At 37.4% G+C, this 17364-nt stretch carries 17 protein-coding genes and 1 other RNA gene; all 18 read left to right on the top strand.

Annotated elements, in window-relative coordinates:
- The first annotated feature begins 328 nt into the window (after positions 1-328).
- The 18 genes from PVV66_RS05720 (at position 329) to rimP (ending at position 17323) form a co-directional block, all read left to right on the top strand.
- Positions 329-733, top strand: coding sequence for a hypothetical protein (locus PVV66_RS05720; RefSeq protein WP_273718247.1), 405 nt, complete (start codon positions 329-331; stop codon positions 731-733).
- Positions 734-1308: 575 nt separating this feature from the next.
- The gene (locus PVV66_RS05715; protein ID WP_273718246.1) at positions 1309-1452 is read left to right on the top strand and encodes a hypothetical protein; all 144 of its coding nucleotides are present in this window, start codon (positions 1309-1311) and stop codon (positions 1450-1452) included.
- Positions 1453-1645: 193 nt separating this feature from the next.
- Positions 1646-1743, top strand: an RNA gene (gene ffs / locus PVV66_RS05710) — signal recognition particle sRNA small type.
- Positions 1744-1966: 223 nt separating this feature from the next.
- Entirely contained in the window at positions 1967-3907 is a 1941-nt protein-coding gene (locus PVV66_RS05705; protein WP_273718243.1) for a DNA polymerase III subunit gamma/tau, read from the top strand.
- A gap of 14 nt (positions 3908-3921) precedes the next feature.
- The gene (locus tag PVV66_RS05700) at positions 3922-4245 is read left to right on the top strand and encodes a YbaB/EbfC family nucleoid-associated protein (RefSeq protein ID WP_273718242.1); all 324 of its coding nucleotides are present in this window, start codon (positions 3922-3924) and stop codon (positions 4243-4245) included.
- Between the two features lie 17 nt (positions 4246-4262).
- A complete protein-coding gene (recR, locus tag PVV66_RS05695; RefSeq protein WP_273718240.1) occupies positions 4263-4868 on the top strand; it encodes a recombination mediator RecR in 606 nt (201 codons plus the stop codon).
- Between the two features lie 49 nt (positions 4869-4917).
- A complete protein-coding gene (locus PVV66_RS05690) occupies positions 4918-5946 on the top strand; it encodes a YeiH family protein (protein ID WP_273718238.1) in 1029 nt (342 codons plus the stop codon).
- Between the two features lie 891 nt (positions 5947-6837).
- Positions 6838-7524: a tRNA (adenosine(37)-N6)-threonylcarbamoyltransferase complex dimerization subunit type 1 TsaB gene (gene tsaB / locus PVV66_RS05685; protein WP_273718236.1), complete on the top strand. Its 687-nt coding sequence runs from the start codon at positions 6838-6840 to the stop codon at positions 7522-7524.
- The gene (gene rimI, locus PVV66_RS05680; RefSeq protein WP_273718235.1) at positions 7524-8015 is read left to right on the top strand and encodes a ribosomal protein S18-alanine N-acetyltransferase; all 492 of its coding nucleotides are present in this window, start codon (positions 7524-7526) and stop codon (positions 8013-8015) included. The genes tsaB and rimI overlap by 1 nt, the downstream gene beginning before the upstream one ends.
- 31 nt (positions 8016-8046) lie before the next feature.
- The gene (gene miaB / locus PVV66_RS05675; protein WP_273718233.1) at positions 8047-9423 is read left to right on the top strand and encodes a tRNA (N6-isopentenyl adenosine(37)-C2)-methylthiotransferase MiaB; all 1377 of its coding nucleotides are present in this window, start codon (positions 8047-8049) and stop codon (positions 9421-9423) included.
- A 163-nt stretch (positions 9424-9586) separates the two neighbouring features.
- Positions 9587-10666 carry a PhoH family protein gene (locus tag PVV66_RS05670; RefSeq protein WP_404977272.1) on the top strand — a complete coding sequence of 360 codons (1080 nt, stop codon included), beginning with the start codon at positions 9587-9589 and terminating at the stop codon, positions 10664-10666.
- Positions 10667-10685: 19 nt separating this feature from the next.
- The gene (gene ybeY, locus PVV66_RS05665; RefSeq protein WP_273718230.1) at positions 10686-11177 is read left to right on the top strand and encodes an rRNA maturation RNase YbeY; all 492 of its coding nucleotides are present in this window, start codon (positions 10686-10688) and stop codon (positions 11175-11177) included.
- Positions 11178-11261: 84 nt separating this feature from the next.
- Positions 11262-12287 carry a hemolysin family protein gene (locus PVV66_RS05660; protein ID WP_273718228.1) on the top strand — a complete coding sequence of 342 codons (1026 nt, stop codon included), beginning with the start codon at positions 11262-11264 and terminating at the stop codon, positions 12285-12287.
- Positions 12250-13884: an apolipoprotein N-acyltransferase gene (gene lnt, locus PVV66_RS05655; protein WP_273718225.1), complete on the top strand. Its 1635-nt coding sequence runs from the start codon at positions 12250-12252 to the stop codon at positions 13882-13884. The genes PVV66_RS05660 and lnt overlap by 38 nt, the downstream gene beginning before the upstream one ends.
- 149 nt (positions 13885-14033) lie before the next feature.
- Positions 14034-14453: a helix-turn-helix domain-containing protein gene (locus PVV66_RS05650; protein ID WP_012230643.1), complete on the top strand. Its 420-nt coding sequence runs from the start codon at positions 14034-14036 to the stop codon at positions 14451-14453.
- 125 nt (positions 14454-14578) lie between these two features.
- Positions 14579-15847: a methionine adenosyltransferase gene (gene metK, locus PVV66_RS05645; RefSeq protein ID WP_273718223.1), complete on the top strand. Its 1269-nt coding sequence runs from the start codon at positions 14579-14581 to the stop codon at positions 15845-15847.
- Positions 15844-16545: a tRNA (guanine(46)-N(7))-methyltransferase TrmB gene (locus PVV66_RS05640; protein ID WP_273718221.1), complete on the top strand. Its 702-nt coding sequence runs from the start codon at positions 15844-15846 to the stop codon at positions 16543-16545. The genes metK and PVV66_RS05640 overlap by 4 nt, the downstream gene beginning before the upstream one ends.
- A 151-nt stretch (positions 16546-16696) precedes the next feature.
- Entirely contained in the window at positions 16697-17323 is a 627-nt protein-coding gene (gene rimP, locus PVV66_RS05635; RefSeq protein WP_273718219.1) for a ribosome maturation factor RimP, read from the top strand.
- The last annotated feature ends 41 nt before the right edge of the window (positions 17324-17364 follow it).

The raw sequence follows: 17364 nt of genomic DNA, 5'->3' as shown, positions 1-17364 counted from the left end.
AAAAAATAACCGAAAACGAAAGCATTCGTACCATCCATTTTCCTTCATATAAAAGGAAGATTCTTAAGAAAAATATCATTTCCTATAGCAGTTTATTCCAACAAAAATAACGAACGTCTCAATTAGTACTAAAAACAATTTAACTGATCATCAGAGTATATTTGAGATAACAGATCATTCAAGCCTCTTGAGTTCAGGTAATTTTCAACGTGTTTTTATAAAACTATAAGATGCTGCTTCACCATATTTTTTGTATTATGTTTGAACTTTCCTATTTATAAAAACTGATTTATGATTCGTCCCGTTTTAAGAAAACAAGGAGAAGATAATGAAAAAAATCTTCACGCAAGGGTTATTCGCTGTAAATATTCTCGCCTACTCTAGTGTTGCGTTTGCTGGATTTGGTGAGAGAGAATGGAATTTTGCGCCAGATGAAAGTGTCACAATTGGTGCACCCGATACAATACAGCAAGGTGCTGAATATGGGTGCAAAGCATTTAAACCTGAAAAAGTATCTTTTACTTTATCATACTCATCTTCTTCTGACGTAGATAAACTACACATTGTTGCAGATGATGAAAAGAAAATAACACATGATAAAGAACATAAGATTTTTACGCTCAAAGATGTAAAATCCCTCGATATAGGTTTCCCTCCAGCAGGATATTATACTTTTAAAAATATTACTAAGGAAAAAGTTATTGGTATAGATTGTGATGCAGGAGATTTTTAATAATATTTCTCATCAGCATCTAAGTTTCAGTAAACTTATCCTTTTTTGCTTTTTTCAAAATATGGCATGATGAATGATTAAAGCTAGATTTGTAGGAGGGCTTTTTTACAGATATAGAAAATAAATATTTAAAGAATTTTTGCAGCAATTTAAATTGCTCTTTATATTCTCTGCCATCAGGCTCATTTTTAAATCAGTAAAACAAGTTCTGCCTTCATAATAGATTCAGCTTAAAGCGTTATAAAATACATTTACACAAATCACTTATATATAATCACTTAGCTAAAGAAGAGAAGTAACATTTTTTAGGTCTTAGATGTGTTTCTTATTTTGCTCAGTATAATAAATCAGAAAAATGAATAGAGCTATTCCAATATATAATCGCGCAAGGATATCCATATGAATAACCCGCACTACATTTTTTAGTGCTATGAGCGCTAAAAACTAAATTTTAGTTTAAATCATATTCATTCAAGCTTATGAAACAGTTTATCTCGCTCTTCTCTCATTAATAAAAAATCTCATTATTTAAAGGAGTGGTATATGAGTAAAAACGATTGAAAAAAGGAATAAAAATGCCTCTTATGAATCTTCTTAAATGCAAAGGATCACAATATGTGTTGGGGGCTTTTAACAGTATGAGGGGGCCGGCTATCCCTTATATTAAGCATAAAGATGGTGGTGCAAAATGGATTTATACTTCAGGGGCAGTAGATTAGAAGCGACTGTGTGAAATAGCGTTAGAAGTATAGAAAAACATTTCTTTAAAAAGCATATGAATGGATAAATCCTCAATCTCTTCATTGTTTATATCTCAATAAATTAAACGCAAAAGAAAAATTCTTTCTCGTTCTTATGATATTTTTCGTTTCTGAGCTTGATTTTTCATTCCAAATCGACAATATGAACTTGGGAGGTTGGTGGTGGACGAACTACTCGCCAACCGGGTCAGGTCTGGAAAGAAGCAGCCCCAACGAGTTTTGGTACGGGTCATCGTGCCGGCCTCCTATTTTGCTGAAGAGGTTATTTTTATGCTATGTTTTAGCGAGGCATTTAATCTTCAGAGTGGCATTTTTATGCAGCATGTAAAGGGATTTGTTTATTTTTAAGCAAATATCCCATAAAAAATACATTGATTGAGAAAAAATCCTTTTATATGAGAGTACAGTATTGACCTATGCTTTGTGTATGATCAAAATGTACGCATAAAGAACTTCGAAGTTGGAAACATTCATGGAAAATGTACCGGGAGAAACAGCCTATCGTGTTCTTGCTCGTAAATATCGACCTCAAAACTTTTCTGACCTCATTGGTCAAGAAGCTATGGTGCGTACTCTCACCAATGCCTTTGAAAAAGGTCGTATTGCACAAGCGTGGATGTTAACAGGGATTCGTGGTGTAGGTAAAACGACAACGGCACGTATTTTGGCACGTGCGCTCAATTATAAAACAAAAGATATTAACCAACCAACAACTGTATTAGAAACTCTTGGTGAACATTGCACACAAATTATCGAAGGACGCCATATTGACGTTATAGAAATGGACGCCGCTTCTCATACGGGCATTGATGATATTCGTGAAATTATTGAACAAATACGCTATCGTCCTGTTTCTGCACGCTATAAGGTTTATATTATCGATGAAGTTCATATGCTCTCAACGCAAGCCTTTAATGGTTTGCTGAAAACTCTTGAAGAACCACCATCCCATGTAAAATTTATTTTTGCCACAACAGAAATTCGCAAAGTTCCCATTACAATTCTTTCGCGTTGCCAACGTTTTGATTTGCGACGAATTGAATCAAAAGCTTTGAGTGCGCATTTGCGCAAAATTGCGCAATATGAAAAAGTAGAAGTAGAAGATCAAGCACTCTCTATGATTGTTCGTGCTGCAGAAGGCTCTGCACGTGATGCATTATCCATTTTTGATCAAGCGATTGCCCATAGCAATGGCAATGTTAATGCTGCTGCAGTGCGTACGATGTTAGGATTAGCTGATCAAGCACGTATTATTGATCTCTTTGAACTTATCATGAAGGGTGATGTTATCCATGCATTACATGAATTACGCAGTCAATATGATGCAGGCGCTGATCCTCTTACGATATTAACAGAATTAGCCGATTTTAATCATCTGGTCACACGTTTACGTTTCACACCAGAAATAATGGAAGATTTCTCACTGACTGAAGAACAACGTTTAAGAAGTTTAGACTTTTCAAAAAAACTTTCCGTTCCTGTTTTGTCCCGAAATTGGCAAATGTTACTTAAAGGCTTACAAGAAGTTAATCAAACTGCACGTCCACTTCAAGCAACTGAAATGCTTTTAATTCGTCTGGCGCACACAGCTGATCTCCCCACTCTTGATGAAGCTTTAAAAAAACTTACGCAAGAAAAAACACCTCTCACGCTCGCTACAAACTTTTCTCATCAAGAATCGATAAGTGCAAATAATATAACAAAAGAAACAACAATTAATGTTCCTGCTTCCTCAAGCGTTTCAAATACATTACCAAATCAATTAGGCCTAAAAACATCCTTGCAAGATCCATTAGACCACTCCTTAAAACCAGAAAATTTCATTAAAAATCAAACTCCCGATAACACAAAACCCCAAGAAGTAACAGAAACTCTTGAAACTTCTCAATCTACCGATTTTTCTGAAAATATTGCAAATTTATCGCATTCTGTCACACAACCAGCCGAAGATATGACTGAACCTAAAACTCTCGTGATTAATTCTTTACACGATATTGTTAAATTAGCCGAACAGTATAATGATGTGCCTTTCAAACTCCTTGTTAAAGAATTTGTTCACCCTGTTTCTTTTGAAACTGGACGTATTACTTTAAGACTTTCTGAAAATACCCCCAAATTTCTTGCTCATGAAATCGAAAAAAAAATCTCTCAATGGGCTAAAAAAAGCTATGTGATAACTTTCGTTAAGGAAGGAGGCGGTCCAACCTTACAGGAAGAAAGTGTAGCGATTCAAAAGACTCTTTTTTCCCATGCAGAGACAGATCCTGATATCGCGAAAATTCTCAACCATTTTCCAGAAGCAAAAATTGTCGATATTCGACTCAATAGAGAAGAAAATGATCTTGATTTCCCCCCCGATACCTTTAAAAATACTGATCTCTTTAAAAATGAAAATGATAGCAATGATGAATAAGGATACCTATTCCTATGCGTGAAATGATGAGCATGATGAAAAAAGCCAAAGAAATGCAAGAGAAAATGCAGAAAATTCAAGAGGAAATGGTTAATCTGCAAGCGACCGGCACTGCAGGGGGTGATCTCGTCAGTATCACTTTAAATGGCAAAAATATTATCACAGCAATTCAAATTGATCCCTCACTACTCAAACCTGAAGAAGCTGAAATTCTTGAGGATCTCATTATGGCAGCTTATAATGAAGCAAGGGCAAAAATTGACAACGCATTAGAAGAAAAAACCAAAAGCATGACGGCAGGACTACCACTCCCATCAGGTTTCAAGCTTCCATTTTAATGTATGGGACAAAATATATGTCTAAATACATTGCAGGACCTGAGATTGAGCGTCTCATTCAGATTTTAGCACGGTTGCCAGGTCTTGGTCCGCGTTCAGCGCGTCGTGCTGCGCTTCATCTTATTAAGAAAAAGGAAACTTTGCTGGAGCCTTTAGGAACAGCAATACAAGCAGCGATAGAAAAAGTCGGCATTTGTTCTGTTTGTGGTAATGTCGATACCATTGATCCTTGTTCAATTTGTACAGATCCGCGACGTGATGATACAACGATCATTGTTGTTGAGGACATTGCTGATCTGTGGGCTCTTGAGCGCGCAAAAACTTTAGCCGCACGTTATCATGTATTGGGTGGACGACTCTCACCCTTAGATGGAATAGGTCCTGACGAACTCAATATTGCCACTTTAATACAACGTGTTGTACAAAACCCAATTACTGAAATTATCCTTGCTGTCAATGCGACTGTCGAAGGACAAACAACTGCCCACTACATCACCGATCAGCTTTCCAATTTTTCAGTTAAAATTACGCGACTTGCTCATGGTGTTCCTGTAGGAGGCGAGCTCGATTATCTTGATGATGGAACTTTAGCAGCGGCTGTACAAGCAAGAACAAATCTTTAAAACTTTTTCATCTTAACCTTTAGCTCTTCAATGATGGGGGAATATTCAAATGCTAAAGAAAAACCTCTCACTTTTAAATAACTTTGGTCCTGGTATTTTAGTATGTTTACTCATATCAGCTTTAGCGTATGGTTTAGAAGTTCTAGAAAAACAGCTTTTGGGACAAGCATGGCTTGAAAGTCTTGTTTTAGCAATTCTCTTAGGATCTGTTACCCGTAGTTGTTTTAGGATGCCAACATATTTTCAAAAAGGTATAACTTTTTGTGCCAAAACACTTCTTGAAGTTGCTATTGTCCTTCTAGGAGCAAGCATTAGTATTTATTCCGTTCTTTCCGCTGGTTGGGTTTTGCTTGCGAGCATCGTATTCGTTATATTTGTAACAATTATTCTTAGCTTTATCATTGGTCGATTGTTCGGACTTTCTATGCATTTGGCAATGCTTGTTGCTTGCGGGAATGCTATTTGTGGGAACTCAGCCATTGTTGCTGTAGCTCCTGTTATTCAAGCAAAACATGAAGAAATAGCTGCATCAATTGCTTTTACTGCTCTTTTAGGGGTTCTTATTATTTTATTTCTCCCTTTTACACAGCCACTTCTCAATTTGTCATTCAACCAATATGGTGTGCTTGCTGGTATGGTTGTTTATGCCGTACCACAGGTTTTAGCAGCAACCGCATCTGTTTCTTTTACCAGTGTTCAAATTGCAACTGTTGTGAAATTGGTACGCGTTCTCATGTTAGGACCTCTTATTTTTGCTCTCTCAATCATCTATCGCCGCTCAGCAGAAACACGCTTTCGCTTACATACTCTCGTTCCATGGTTTATTATTGGTTTTATTATGATGATGCTGGTGCGCTCAAGCAATCTTATCCCCGAAACAGCTCTCAATTCTATCAAATTTATTGCTCAATTGTTCACGGTCATTTCGATGGCCGCATTAGGACTTGGCGTTGATATTCGCTCATTAAAAAAAGCAGGATGGCGCGTTATTTTGGCGTCATCCTGCTCCATAATTATCCTCGGTATTTGTAGCCTTATCATGATACAATTGAACGATTTAAATCATATAACACTTTGAAATATTATTGTTTCTTTTTTCAATGGAGCATGCAATCAATCCGAAGGCTTACTGATATTAAAATCAGCTCTTTCATAAAATCAGCAAAAATTCTAAAAATTTCCTTATTATTTTATACAAAGAATTGAAAGAGCTGTGATATTCAGTAAAAACTATCAAAATGGCTTTTTCAATCGGCCTTTCAGTCCATAATGATTTGCAATGGAAGAGTATCAAAACAATGCCATTTCTTTCATTTCTGCTCTTATGAAGCTAAAGTTTTTAAAAAAAATTGATAGAATATACTCTTTAATGAAAGCGCACCTCTTAAGAAGAACAGAACGACCAAAGCAAAAATATATTTATGTTGTACATTCATGTATGTGTAAAAAAATACCTTTCAAGGCACATGCCCCCCTTTCACGATAGTGTCCGTGAATAATATCATTAAAAATCCCCCATGACGTGTATAAAATCTATTGCGCAGCCCAATCTTTACGTTTGAGAAGCAACAAGTCGGTAGCACCATACTCTTTCTAGCTCCCAATGTTGAATAGCTCTTGCATTAAAATGATCTTTTCTTAAGTAATTTTATTCATACACCAACTCTGCTTATGACATATAAGAATATGGTTTTGATTTATGAGCTTAAAATGAAAAAATCTTATAATGTTCAAGGATTTAATTTTTTAGGATTTTATTGAACATAGAAACAATAAATTATCATGATCAATCAATTTATGATAACTAAAACAAATAGGAATCAAATCAACACCTCGTCCTATTCATAACAAGATATTGTTGCTTATTGGCACTAGCAACTTTCTTACAAATGAACTATACGATGATAAAAAAGATTAAAAATACATTAGATACCTTTTGTCTATCGTCTTATTCAATTAAAATATTTTTATGCTTATTCTTGCTATCGATACTGCTTCAATTTATTGTGCTGTTGCGCTCATTCATCATAAGTCTGTGATTGCGCGTCTTAATGAGCGCATGAATAAAGGACATGCTGAAAGACTTATTGGGCAGATTACACAAATAATGACACAAGCCAATATGACGCTTGATCAAGTTGAGCGTATTGCGGTTAATGTTGGACCTGGATCGTTTACTGGTGTGCGTGTTGGTGTTGCCACAGCACGCGCTTTGGCATTAGCACTTGAAATACCCGCTGTTGGAGTGAGTGCTCTTGAAGCTTTAGCAGCACAAGTCACAACCCGTAAAAATCTTGCATCAGCAATTACTGTTGTCATTGAAGCAGGCAGAGAGATGTTCTACCATCAAAATTTCCATAAGGATCTCACATCTTTGGGAGAACCAGGATTCAAAACAATTGAAAATATCCTCGAAGATTTGCCTCAAAAAACCCTACTGACTGGCCCAGCAGCTGATATCGTTATGCAGCATATTGAAAACCATAAAATAAACGAAAAAATTATCCTAGAAAAAATCCCTTGTGAAGCAGCAGATATTGTGAACTATGCTTATCTTGCTGCAAACAAACAACCACAAAATTCGCCTCGCCCGCTCTATCTACGCAACGCTGATGCAAAACAACAAACTAATTTCGCGTTACCACGAAAAAAATAATGTTTAAATTTTCATTGACAAAAAAGCTTCTTGGAATTGCTCCACTACACGTTAATGATAGTGTTTCTCTTCACCAAATTCATCAATATTGTTTTACCCCTTCTTGGGAAAAACAAGCTTTTGATACCTTTTTAACAGATCACTCTATCTTTGGGTACAAAGTCTTCCTCATTGATCACTCTGATCAAGTTTTAGGCTTTTGTCTATGCCGTCTCATTCTTGATGAAGCAGAAATCATCACAATTGCTGTCCATCCTCATTATCGTCAACAAGGAATTGGTACCTTACTTATCGATCATACAATTCACCATCTTCACGATAAACGCGCTATAAAATTATTCTTGGAAGTAGAATCCACAAATCTTTCTGCTTTAAACCTTTATCAACGCTTTAAATTTCAAAAAATTTCTGAACGTCTAGCCTACTACCCGTCAAAAAATAGTCGTGGTGATGCAATTATTATGCAAAAAACTTTTAAGCAAATAGATTGAGATTTATGTAAAAAACATTTAGACAAGCACTATGAATAAAGTAACCCCTAAAAATACATCTCCTGTTGCTCCTAAAAAGGTTTTTATCAAAACTTATGGGTGTCAAATGAATGTTTATGATAGCCAACGGATGACTGATAGTCTCAGTTCACAAGGCTATGTGACAACGCAAACACCAAATGATGCCGATCTTATTCTTGTTAATACCTGTCATATTCGTGAAAAAGCAGCAGAAAAACTTTATTCTGATCTGGGGCGTTTGCGCGTTATGCGTCAAGAGCGAACACCTGATAAACCCTTGACAGTTGGTGTAACGGGTTGTGTTGCACAAGCTGAGGGAAGTGAAATCTTACGCCGTGCTCCAATAGTGGATCTTGTCATTGGTCCGCAAATGTATCATCGTTTGCCAGAATTATTAGAAAAAGCCAAACAAGGCAAAAAAATTATCGAAACGGATTATGCTGTTGAAGATAAATTTGCTCATTTGCCGCCTCATAATAAACGTGCCGTAAGAAAGCGGGGGGTTAGCGCGTTTTTAACAGTACAAGAAGGCTGCGACAAATTTTGTACCTTTTGTGTTGTTCCTTATACACGAGGCGCTGAAATATCGCGCTCCGTCGAGCAAATTACCGAGGAAGCCCGTCAACTCATTGAAGCGGGTGTTAAAGAAATTACGCTGCTTGGACAAAATGTCAATGGTTGGCATGGGAAAAGTGCTGATGGCAAAACTTGGCGTCTTGGTGATCTTCTTTATCATCTTGCCAAACTGGATGGTTTAAAGCGTTTGCGTTACACAACCAGCCACCCGCGTGATATGGATGATAGCCTTATTGCCGCGCATCGAGATCTTGATATGTTAATGCCTTACCTCCATCTTCCTGTTCAATCAGGTTCAGATCGCATCTTAAAAGCCATGAACCGCCAACATAAAAGCTCTTATTATCTTCATCTTATCGAAAAAATTCGGGCTGCACGGCCAGATATTGCCTTTTCAGGTGATTTTATTGTAGGTTTTCCAGGAGAAACAGATGAAGACTTTGAAGAAACCATTAAGCTCATTCAACAAGTACAGTACAGTTCAGCTTATTCTTTTAAATATTCCCCCCGTCCTGGAACAGTGGGAGCCACAATGAAAAATCATGTTGATGAATCTGTAAAAGATGCGCGACTTCAACATTTACAAGTTCTTCTCCTTGAACAGCAAAATACATTTTTACGTTCTAAAATTGGTCAAAAAACGGATGTTCTTATCGAAAAACCTGGGCGTCACTCAGGGCAAATGGTGGGACGTTCCCCTTGGCTTTTACCTGTTGTCGTCGATACAGAATCCTCTACAGGAAGCGTGGTAGAAATTCATATTAAAAATGCAAGCTCAAATAGTTTTGTCGGTGAAGTGACAAATAGATAAATATGCCTCTACCACCTTGTTCATAATAAAGATTTTAGAAAACTCTTTTATTTTCAAATAAAATGATTACATCTAAAGCATGAATTTTTATGAAAGAAAATTTGTCTTTTATAAATTTTACTCAAAAAAAAATGTTTAATATTGATGTAGATAGGAGAATAGACTGAAAGCTTCAACTAAAAAAATAAATGCTGACATTGAAAAAATTGATCCCTTGGAACAAGAAAGCGCTTCAGATACGAGTCAGGTTGTTTTGATTTTCGAAAATAATAAATATGCAAAAGCAGTTTTTGGTAAATTTGATGAAAATCTTGCTTATATCGAAAAAAAACTCAAACTTAGTATTCATCCGCGTGGCAATGAAATCTTAATCCATGGAAATATTTCTGTTATAAAACGTGCGCGATATGTATTGCAACAGCTTTATGAACGTGTCAAAACACATCAAGAGCTCACTTTATCAGATATAAAAGGAGCGATTACTATGGCAAGTATAGCTCAGAAGCAGAAAGAAGACACCATAACACACAAATCTGCAACGAAACGTATACCAGCACGGCTGAGTACCCATAAAAAAATAATTCATGCACGGACTCCAACACAAGATGCTTACATACGCGCTATGGAGCATACTGAACTTGTGTTTGGTGTAGGGCCAGCTGGCACAGGAAAAACGTATCTTGCTGTTGCTCATGCAGCAATGCTTTTAGAACGTGGTATCATTGAACGAATTATTCTCTCACGTCCTGCTGTTGAAGCTGGAGAACATCTGGGGTTTCTTCCCGGTGATCTAAAAGAAAAAGTCGACCCCTATTTACGACCACTTTATGATGCTCTTTATGATATGATGCCCGCTGAAAAAATAGAACGCATTTTAGCATCTGGTGTCATAGAAATTGCTCCTCTTGCCTTTATGCGCGGGCGAACGCTTTCCCATGCTGCTGTTATTCTTGATGAGGCACAAAATACGACACCCATGCAAATGAAAATGTTCCTCACACGTCTTGGAGAAGGAACACGTATGATTATTACCGGTGATGTAAGCCAAATTGATTTGCCTATAGGGCAAAAATCAGGTCTCATTGAAGCAATCCGCATTCTTTCAAACGTAGAAAATATTGCAATTGTGCGCTTTGATGAAAAAGATGTTGTACGCCACCCGCTTATTGCTGCTATCGTTCATGCCTATGATCGTGATTCTGAAATACAAAATAAAAAAAATCACTCGCGTGCGATGCATTAAAAAATGAATTTGATTCATCATGATTATTATTGATATAATGGTTAAAAGCGCAGGGTGGAATGATGAGAAAATGCTTTATAATATCACCGAAAAAGCATTAACGACGGCGATGCATCATGTTTCATTGGAAAATGTTGTAAGCGAGATTAGCTTGCTTTTTACGAATGATGAACATATGGCACAAATCAATGCACAATGGCGTGGTAAAAACAAATCCACCAATGTATTATCCTTTCCTGCTTTTCCAATTAAAGCTGGAAATCCTCCTGGTCACATGCTGGGTGATATTATTATTGCGCGAGAAACCGTTGTTCTCGAAGCAGAAAAACAAGGAAAAACATTTCAAGACCATTTAACGCATATGATCGTTCACGGTATCTTGCATTTGCTTGGCTATGATCATGAAACTGATGATGAAGCACATCAAATGGAAAAACTCGAAAGAGAAATTCTTCAAAAGCTCTCCATAAAAGATCCTTACGCTGAGTTATCTATAAATGATAAAATTTAACTTTTAACATCAATATGACAAGCATACAATTTAAAGCCTTTCATTCACCTATTATAAAAAGAAAGTTTAGAAGATTTTAAAACCATGGCAAACAAAATAAATGCACAAAATAATAGTCAAACATCTTCTAATAATGAAAAAGATCCCTCTCAACAAACGAATCATACAGAAAAATATTCCCTGATGAATCATTTGTTTTCATTCTTACGGGGGCGTAATTGTGCATCTACGTCACTGCGCGATGATCTTACCGTTGCACTTGCAACTAACAATGAAAAAGATACCTCTCTCTTCTCACCTGAAGAACGTACTATGCTGCATAATATTTTACGCTTGCGTGAAGCACGCGTGGATGATGTTATGATACCACGTTCTGAAATTGAAGCACTGGAAATAAACACCTCACTTGGAGAAGCCCTTAAATGTTTCGCAAAAATTGGTCATTCTCGCATACCTGTTTATGCTGAAACGTTAGATGATCCGCGCGGCATGATCCATATCCGCGATATTCTTAACTATATGACTCGCTTTATTATCAGCCCTACAAAAAACGAACATAAATCCGATTTGCTTCAATTAAACCATACAGATTTACATACCCCAATCGGTGAATTGGATTTGATCCGAACCGTTCTCTTTGTTCCCAGTTCTATGCTTGCAAGCCAATTATTAACACGGATGCAAACCACACGAACACAAATGGCTTTAGTTATTGATGAACATGGGGGAACAGATGGTCTCGTTTCAATGGAGGATATTGTTGAATTAGTCGTTGGTGATATCGAAGATGAACATGATCATGTCGACAATGCTATCGTACGCGAACACAACAATAAATGGCTCGTTGATGCAAGAACCGAACTAGAAGATGTGGAAAAAGCTCTTGGTCCTGATTTTATCGTAGGGGAATATGGTGATGAGGTTGATACTATTGGTGGTTTAATTGTCTCCATTCTTGATCGTATTCCTGCAAAAGGTGAAGTTGTCGAAGCTATCCCTGGCTATAAATTCCGTATTTTAGAAGCTGATAAACGCCGAATTAAGCGGTTACGCATTTTTCGCATTCCAGAAAATGAGAATCTTGAAAACAATGCTATCCCTAAAGAATAGTCGAGCGTTTTTAAACAATTTCATCGTTTTTTTGTTCTCTGTTACCAGCTGGAAGAGGCAGGTATGGATATTTCTATGTGGCGCTCTTACTTCCTTTGCACTTCCACCCTTTTATTTAACACCTCTTTGCTTTCTAACTTTTCCTATTTTTATTGTTTTGCTTGACTCAATAAGCTCCTCCCCAAATAATAAAAAACATTTTTTTACCTATGCTTTAAGCTGTGGAACCTTTGGTTTTAGTTATTTTATTTGCAGCCTTTGGTGGCTTTGCAATGCTTTGTTGACAGATCCAGATTCTTTTGGTTGGGCAGTCCCACTCGCCATTTTATTTCCTCCTCTCTACCTTTCTCTTTATTGGTTTTTTTCTGGTTTCATTGTCGGTTTATTATGGACAAAAGGAATAGCACGCTTTTTTGTTTTAGCCTTTGCCTTAGGATTAGCCGAATGGTTGCGTGCGTTCTTATTCACAGGATTTCCATGGAATGCTCTTGGCTATACAGCCATGCCAACCCCAATGTTCATGCAATCTGATGCAATCGTGGGACTTTACGGAATGAATATTCTTGTTGTCTTAGCCTACAGTTTGCCAACAGTTTTACTCACAGATGAAAAAAAGAAAGCAGCACTTTTTCTTTGCGTATCACTTATATTCATTCACAGTGGTTTTGGATTTTATCGTCTCCATACGATAGAAAACACAGCTGAAGATCAAAAAAACAATTATTGGGTACGCATTGTTCAACCTTCTATCCAACAAAATATAAAATTGCGCGATAATACACGAGAAGCTATGCTGGAAGCGCATATGCAGCTGAGTGCGACACCAATAACTGGTAAAAATCCAGAACCCGATTTTATCGTATGGCCTGAAGCTTCTGTTCCTTACCTTCTCTATGATAACTCTTCTATCACAATGCATATTGCCTCTCTTTTAAAACCTAAACAATGGGCTATTATCGGAGCAATACGCGCCAGTGATGATCTTTCTCATTCCCAAACACAATATTTTAATACAATTGCAGTCATTAACGCTCAAGGTAATATTTTACACACTTCCGATAAACTTCACTTGGTCCCTTTTGGTGAGTATCTTCCCTATCAAAATTTATTGAAAAAAATTGGATTACGTACCCTTGCTGATAATATTGGTGGATATAGCGCTGCACATGTGCGCAAAACTGTCACAATGCCAAACGGATTTTCTTACCTGCCCTTGATTTGTTATGAAGCAATATTTCCCCATGAAATGACTTTTAAAGGTTCACCGCCTCAAGCAATCATTAATGTTACAAATGATGCATGGTTTGGTGTAACACCAGGCCCCTATCAACATCTTCAACAAGCACAGCTTCGTGCCATTGAACTGGGAATCCCCCTCATACGAGCAGCCAATAATGGAATATCAGCTGTTATTGATTCTTATGGACGAATCGTTGTAGCTCTTCAACAAAATGCTGTGGGCATTATTGATTCAAAAATTCCATCATCCATTACCCCTATAGGAAGCAATGAATACAGAACTTTCTCTACTTTTATCTTATTCATCCTTATGCTATTGTGTCGTATTGGTTTTGGTTCTACAAAACAGCTTAAATGATTCAAGTGCTCCTTGAGCAGTATTATGTTGCGTGTACCAGTAATATTGGGAAAAATATTACATTGTTATTTTAATTATATGATAAATCAACTTCGCGTAAATCTGATGTTGGTTTAAAAGAAAAGTGCTGGAAATTAAAGAGTTGCATTATGACCGAAACTAGAAAAAAACCTGACCCTATAGATATCTATGTTGGAACTCGTATCCGTTTACGTCGTAATATTTTAGGACTTACTCAAGAAAAACTAGGTGAAAAATTAGGCATTACTTTTCAGCAAATTCAAAAATATGAAAAAGGAACAAACCGTATTGGTGCCAGTCGTCTTCAAGCGATAGCAGAAATTATGGATGTTCCTGTTTCTTACTTTTTTGATAAAGGACTTACCTCTCAACAAGTAGAAGGTTTTGCTGAAAGTGATCACAATTTTATGGACTTTTGTTCTAGCAGCGAAGGTATCCAGCTCATGCGAGCTTTTACGAATATATCTGATGCTAAAGTGCGTCGAAAAATCATTGATTTGGCAAAAGCACTTTCTGAGGAAGATTTGACAAATAAGCTATCAAATTAAAATTATATTTCTTCTTTTTTGTTCATATAAATTCGCATTGACGATTTGCTGTGGAATTGGCAAACCGTAGCAATTTTAGTAGGCAATTAATTGAATTGTTGGTTTTCTTTTTTGAAGGAGTTCCTATGCCGCATCAAGATTATCTTTTTACGAGCGAATCGGTATCGGAAGGGCATCCTGATAAAATTTGTGATCGTATTTCCGATGAAATCGTTGATATGATCTATAAAGAAGCACAAAAGACTGGGACTGATCCGTGGTTAGTGCGCGTTGCTTGTGAAACTCTCGTCAGTGTAAACCGTGTTGTTATCGCCGGTGAAGTCCGTGTTCCCGATACGCTCTTAAAAAAAGATAAAAATAAAGAGTTTATCTATGATGAAACTGGCTTTCCACTCATTAATCCCACGCGTTTTCGTACAGCAGCGCGCCGTGCTATTCGCGCCATTGGCTACGAACAAGCAGGTTTCCATTGGAAAACTGTTAAAATTGATGTTCTTTTGCGCCCTCAATCCGCTGACATTGCAAGAGGCGTTGATAATGCAACAGATCGGCATGGTGAAGAAGGAGCAGGTGATCAAGGCATCATGTTTGGATATGCTTGCCGTGAGACACCTGACCTTATGCCTGCGCCAATTTATTATGCGCATAAGATTCTCAAACTTCTTGCCGCAGCCCGCCATAAAGGAGAAGGAGAAACTGGGAAATTAGGACCAGATGCTAAAAGCCAAATCACCATACGCTATAAAGATGGAAAACCTATAGAGGTAACATCCATCGTTCTTTCAACGCAGCATCTTGACGAAAGTTGGGATTCCAATAAAGTTCGCACAGTCGTTGAACCTTATATTCGTCAAGCTTTACATGATATTCCCATTGCCGCTCAATGCAGTTGGTATATTAACCCAACAGGAAAATTTGTCATTGGTGGCCCTCAAAGCGATGCTGGACTGACGGGGCGCAAAATTATTGTTGACACTTACGGAGGTGCAGCCCCCCATGGAGGAGGTGCTTTTTCAGGAAAAGATACGACTAAAGTTGATCGTTCTGCAGCGTATGCGGCGCGCTATCTGGCTAAGAATATTGTTGCTGCTCATTTAGCAGAGCGATGCACCATTCAACTCTCCTATGCAATTGGTATTGCACAACCTTTATCGATTTATCTTAATCTGCATGGAACGGGAAAAGTCGATGAAAAGGTTATTGAAGCCGCCATTCGCAAAATAATAGACCTTTCCCCCACTGGAATTCGCAAACATCTTGACCTTAATAAACCGATCTACACAAAAACAGCTGCTTACGGTCATTTTGGGCGAAAACCAGAGCATGATGGTTCGTTTTCATGGGAAAAAACTGATCTCGTGAAAACGCTTCAAACAATGATCGAAATTCCATGATTAAACATAATACACGCAAGAGTGAAGCCTTTTTTGGACGCCGACAAGGAAAGCGGCTGCGAAACAGTCAGCTTACGCGTGTAAAAATGCTTCTCCCCAATTTTAATATTGATTTAAATGTCCCTCCTCCCTCAAACCTTACATCCTTATTTTCAAGCAAAGTAAAAGAAATTCGACTTGAAATCGGCTTTGGTGGAGGAGAACATTTACTCCATGAAATGGAACATTTTCCACAAACAGGTTTTATCGGCATCGAGCCCTTTATCAATGGCATGGCAAAAATATTATTTTCTCTTGAACAGCATACACACCATCAAAATCATCTTCGCCTCTATAATGATGATGCTACACGCCTGCTTGATTGGCTCCCTGATAACTCACTTGATGGCATAGATCTTTTCTATCCTGATCCTTGGCCGAAAAAGAAACACTGGAAACGACGTTTCATCAATATAAAAAATCTTAACCGTTTTTCTCGTGTTCTTAAAATGGGAAAAAAATTTCGCTTTGCTAGTGATATAGACAGTTATGTAAACTGGACCCTCTATCATTGTGCACACCATGATCACTTTGAGTGGAAAGCAGAAAGCCCTCAAGATTGGAAAACCCCTTATCCACTATGGAGAGGAACCCGCTATGAAGCAAAAGCTTTACGCGAAGGACGAGCACCTGCCTATCTTACCTTTATCAAGAAATAAATGATCAAGTGCTTTTCTCATAAACAACTTGAAAAAATTTGAATTTAAGAGTATCAATAGCTAAATTCTTGGTCTTATGATGAAGAGTGGGTCGTTGGACCTGCTCTTTTTTAATATCGTAAAACTGACGAAAATAACTTGGATAAAATGTATGAACGAAGCTGAAAAAATAAGCAATCTTGACGAACCACGCCTGTTTGAAGAAGATGGTATCGAGGCACGGGTTGCTGCTCTTGTCATACCACTGCTTAAACCTTTAGGTTTTCGTTTGGTTCGTGTGAAGCTTCTTGGACAAAATGGTTTAACACTTCAAATTATGGTTGAACGGGCTGATGGTTCTCTGACCGTAGAAGATTGTGAAAATGTTAGTCGGACTGTTTCCCCCCTCCTTGATGTGGAAAATGTTATTGACCGCAAATATCATTTAGAAATCTCATCCCCTGGAATTGATCGTCCATTGGTAAGAAAATCTGATTTTTTTCATTGGCAAGGACATCTTGCAAAAATTGAAACCAAAATAACCATTGATGGACGCCGAAAATTTCGTGGAACACTTACCAATATCACGCAAGATGGATTTATTTTAAACACTGATAAAGCTGCTTATGGAGAAGCCATGTATTCCTCTATTTCTTTTTGTGATATCATAGGCGCGCATTTAGTGCTTACCGATGAGCTTATTCGCGATGCATTGAAAAAAAATAAAGATTTAAGTCAACAATTCATTTCCGAAGATAATCCTACCGACTCAATAAAGACGCTCAATTCCAAAAAATAATATCACTGGGAAATACCCATCGTGTGGCACAAAGAAGGAGA

This window comes from Bartonella sp. AU16XJBT (assembly GCF_028618665.1).
Lineage (GTDB): Bacteria > Pseudomonadota > Alphaproteobacteria > Rhizobiales > Rhizobiaceae > Bartonella.
This window is presented reverse-complemented; position numbering and strand designations above follow the sequence as displayed.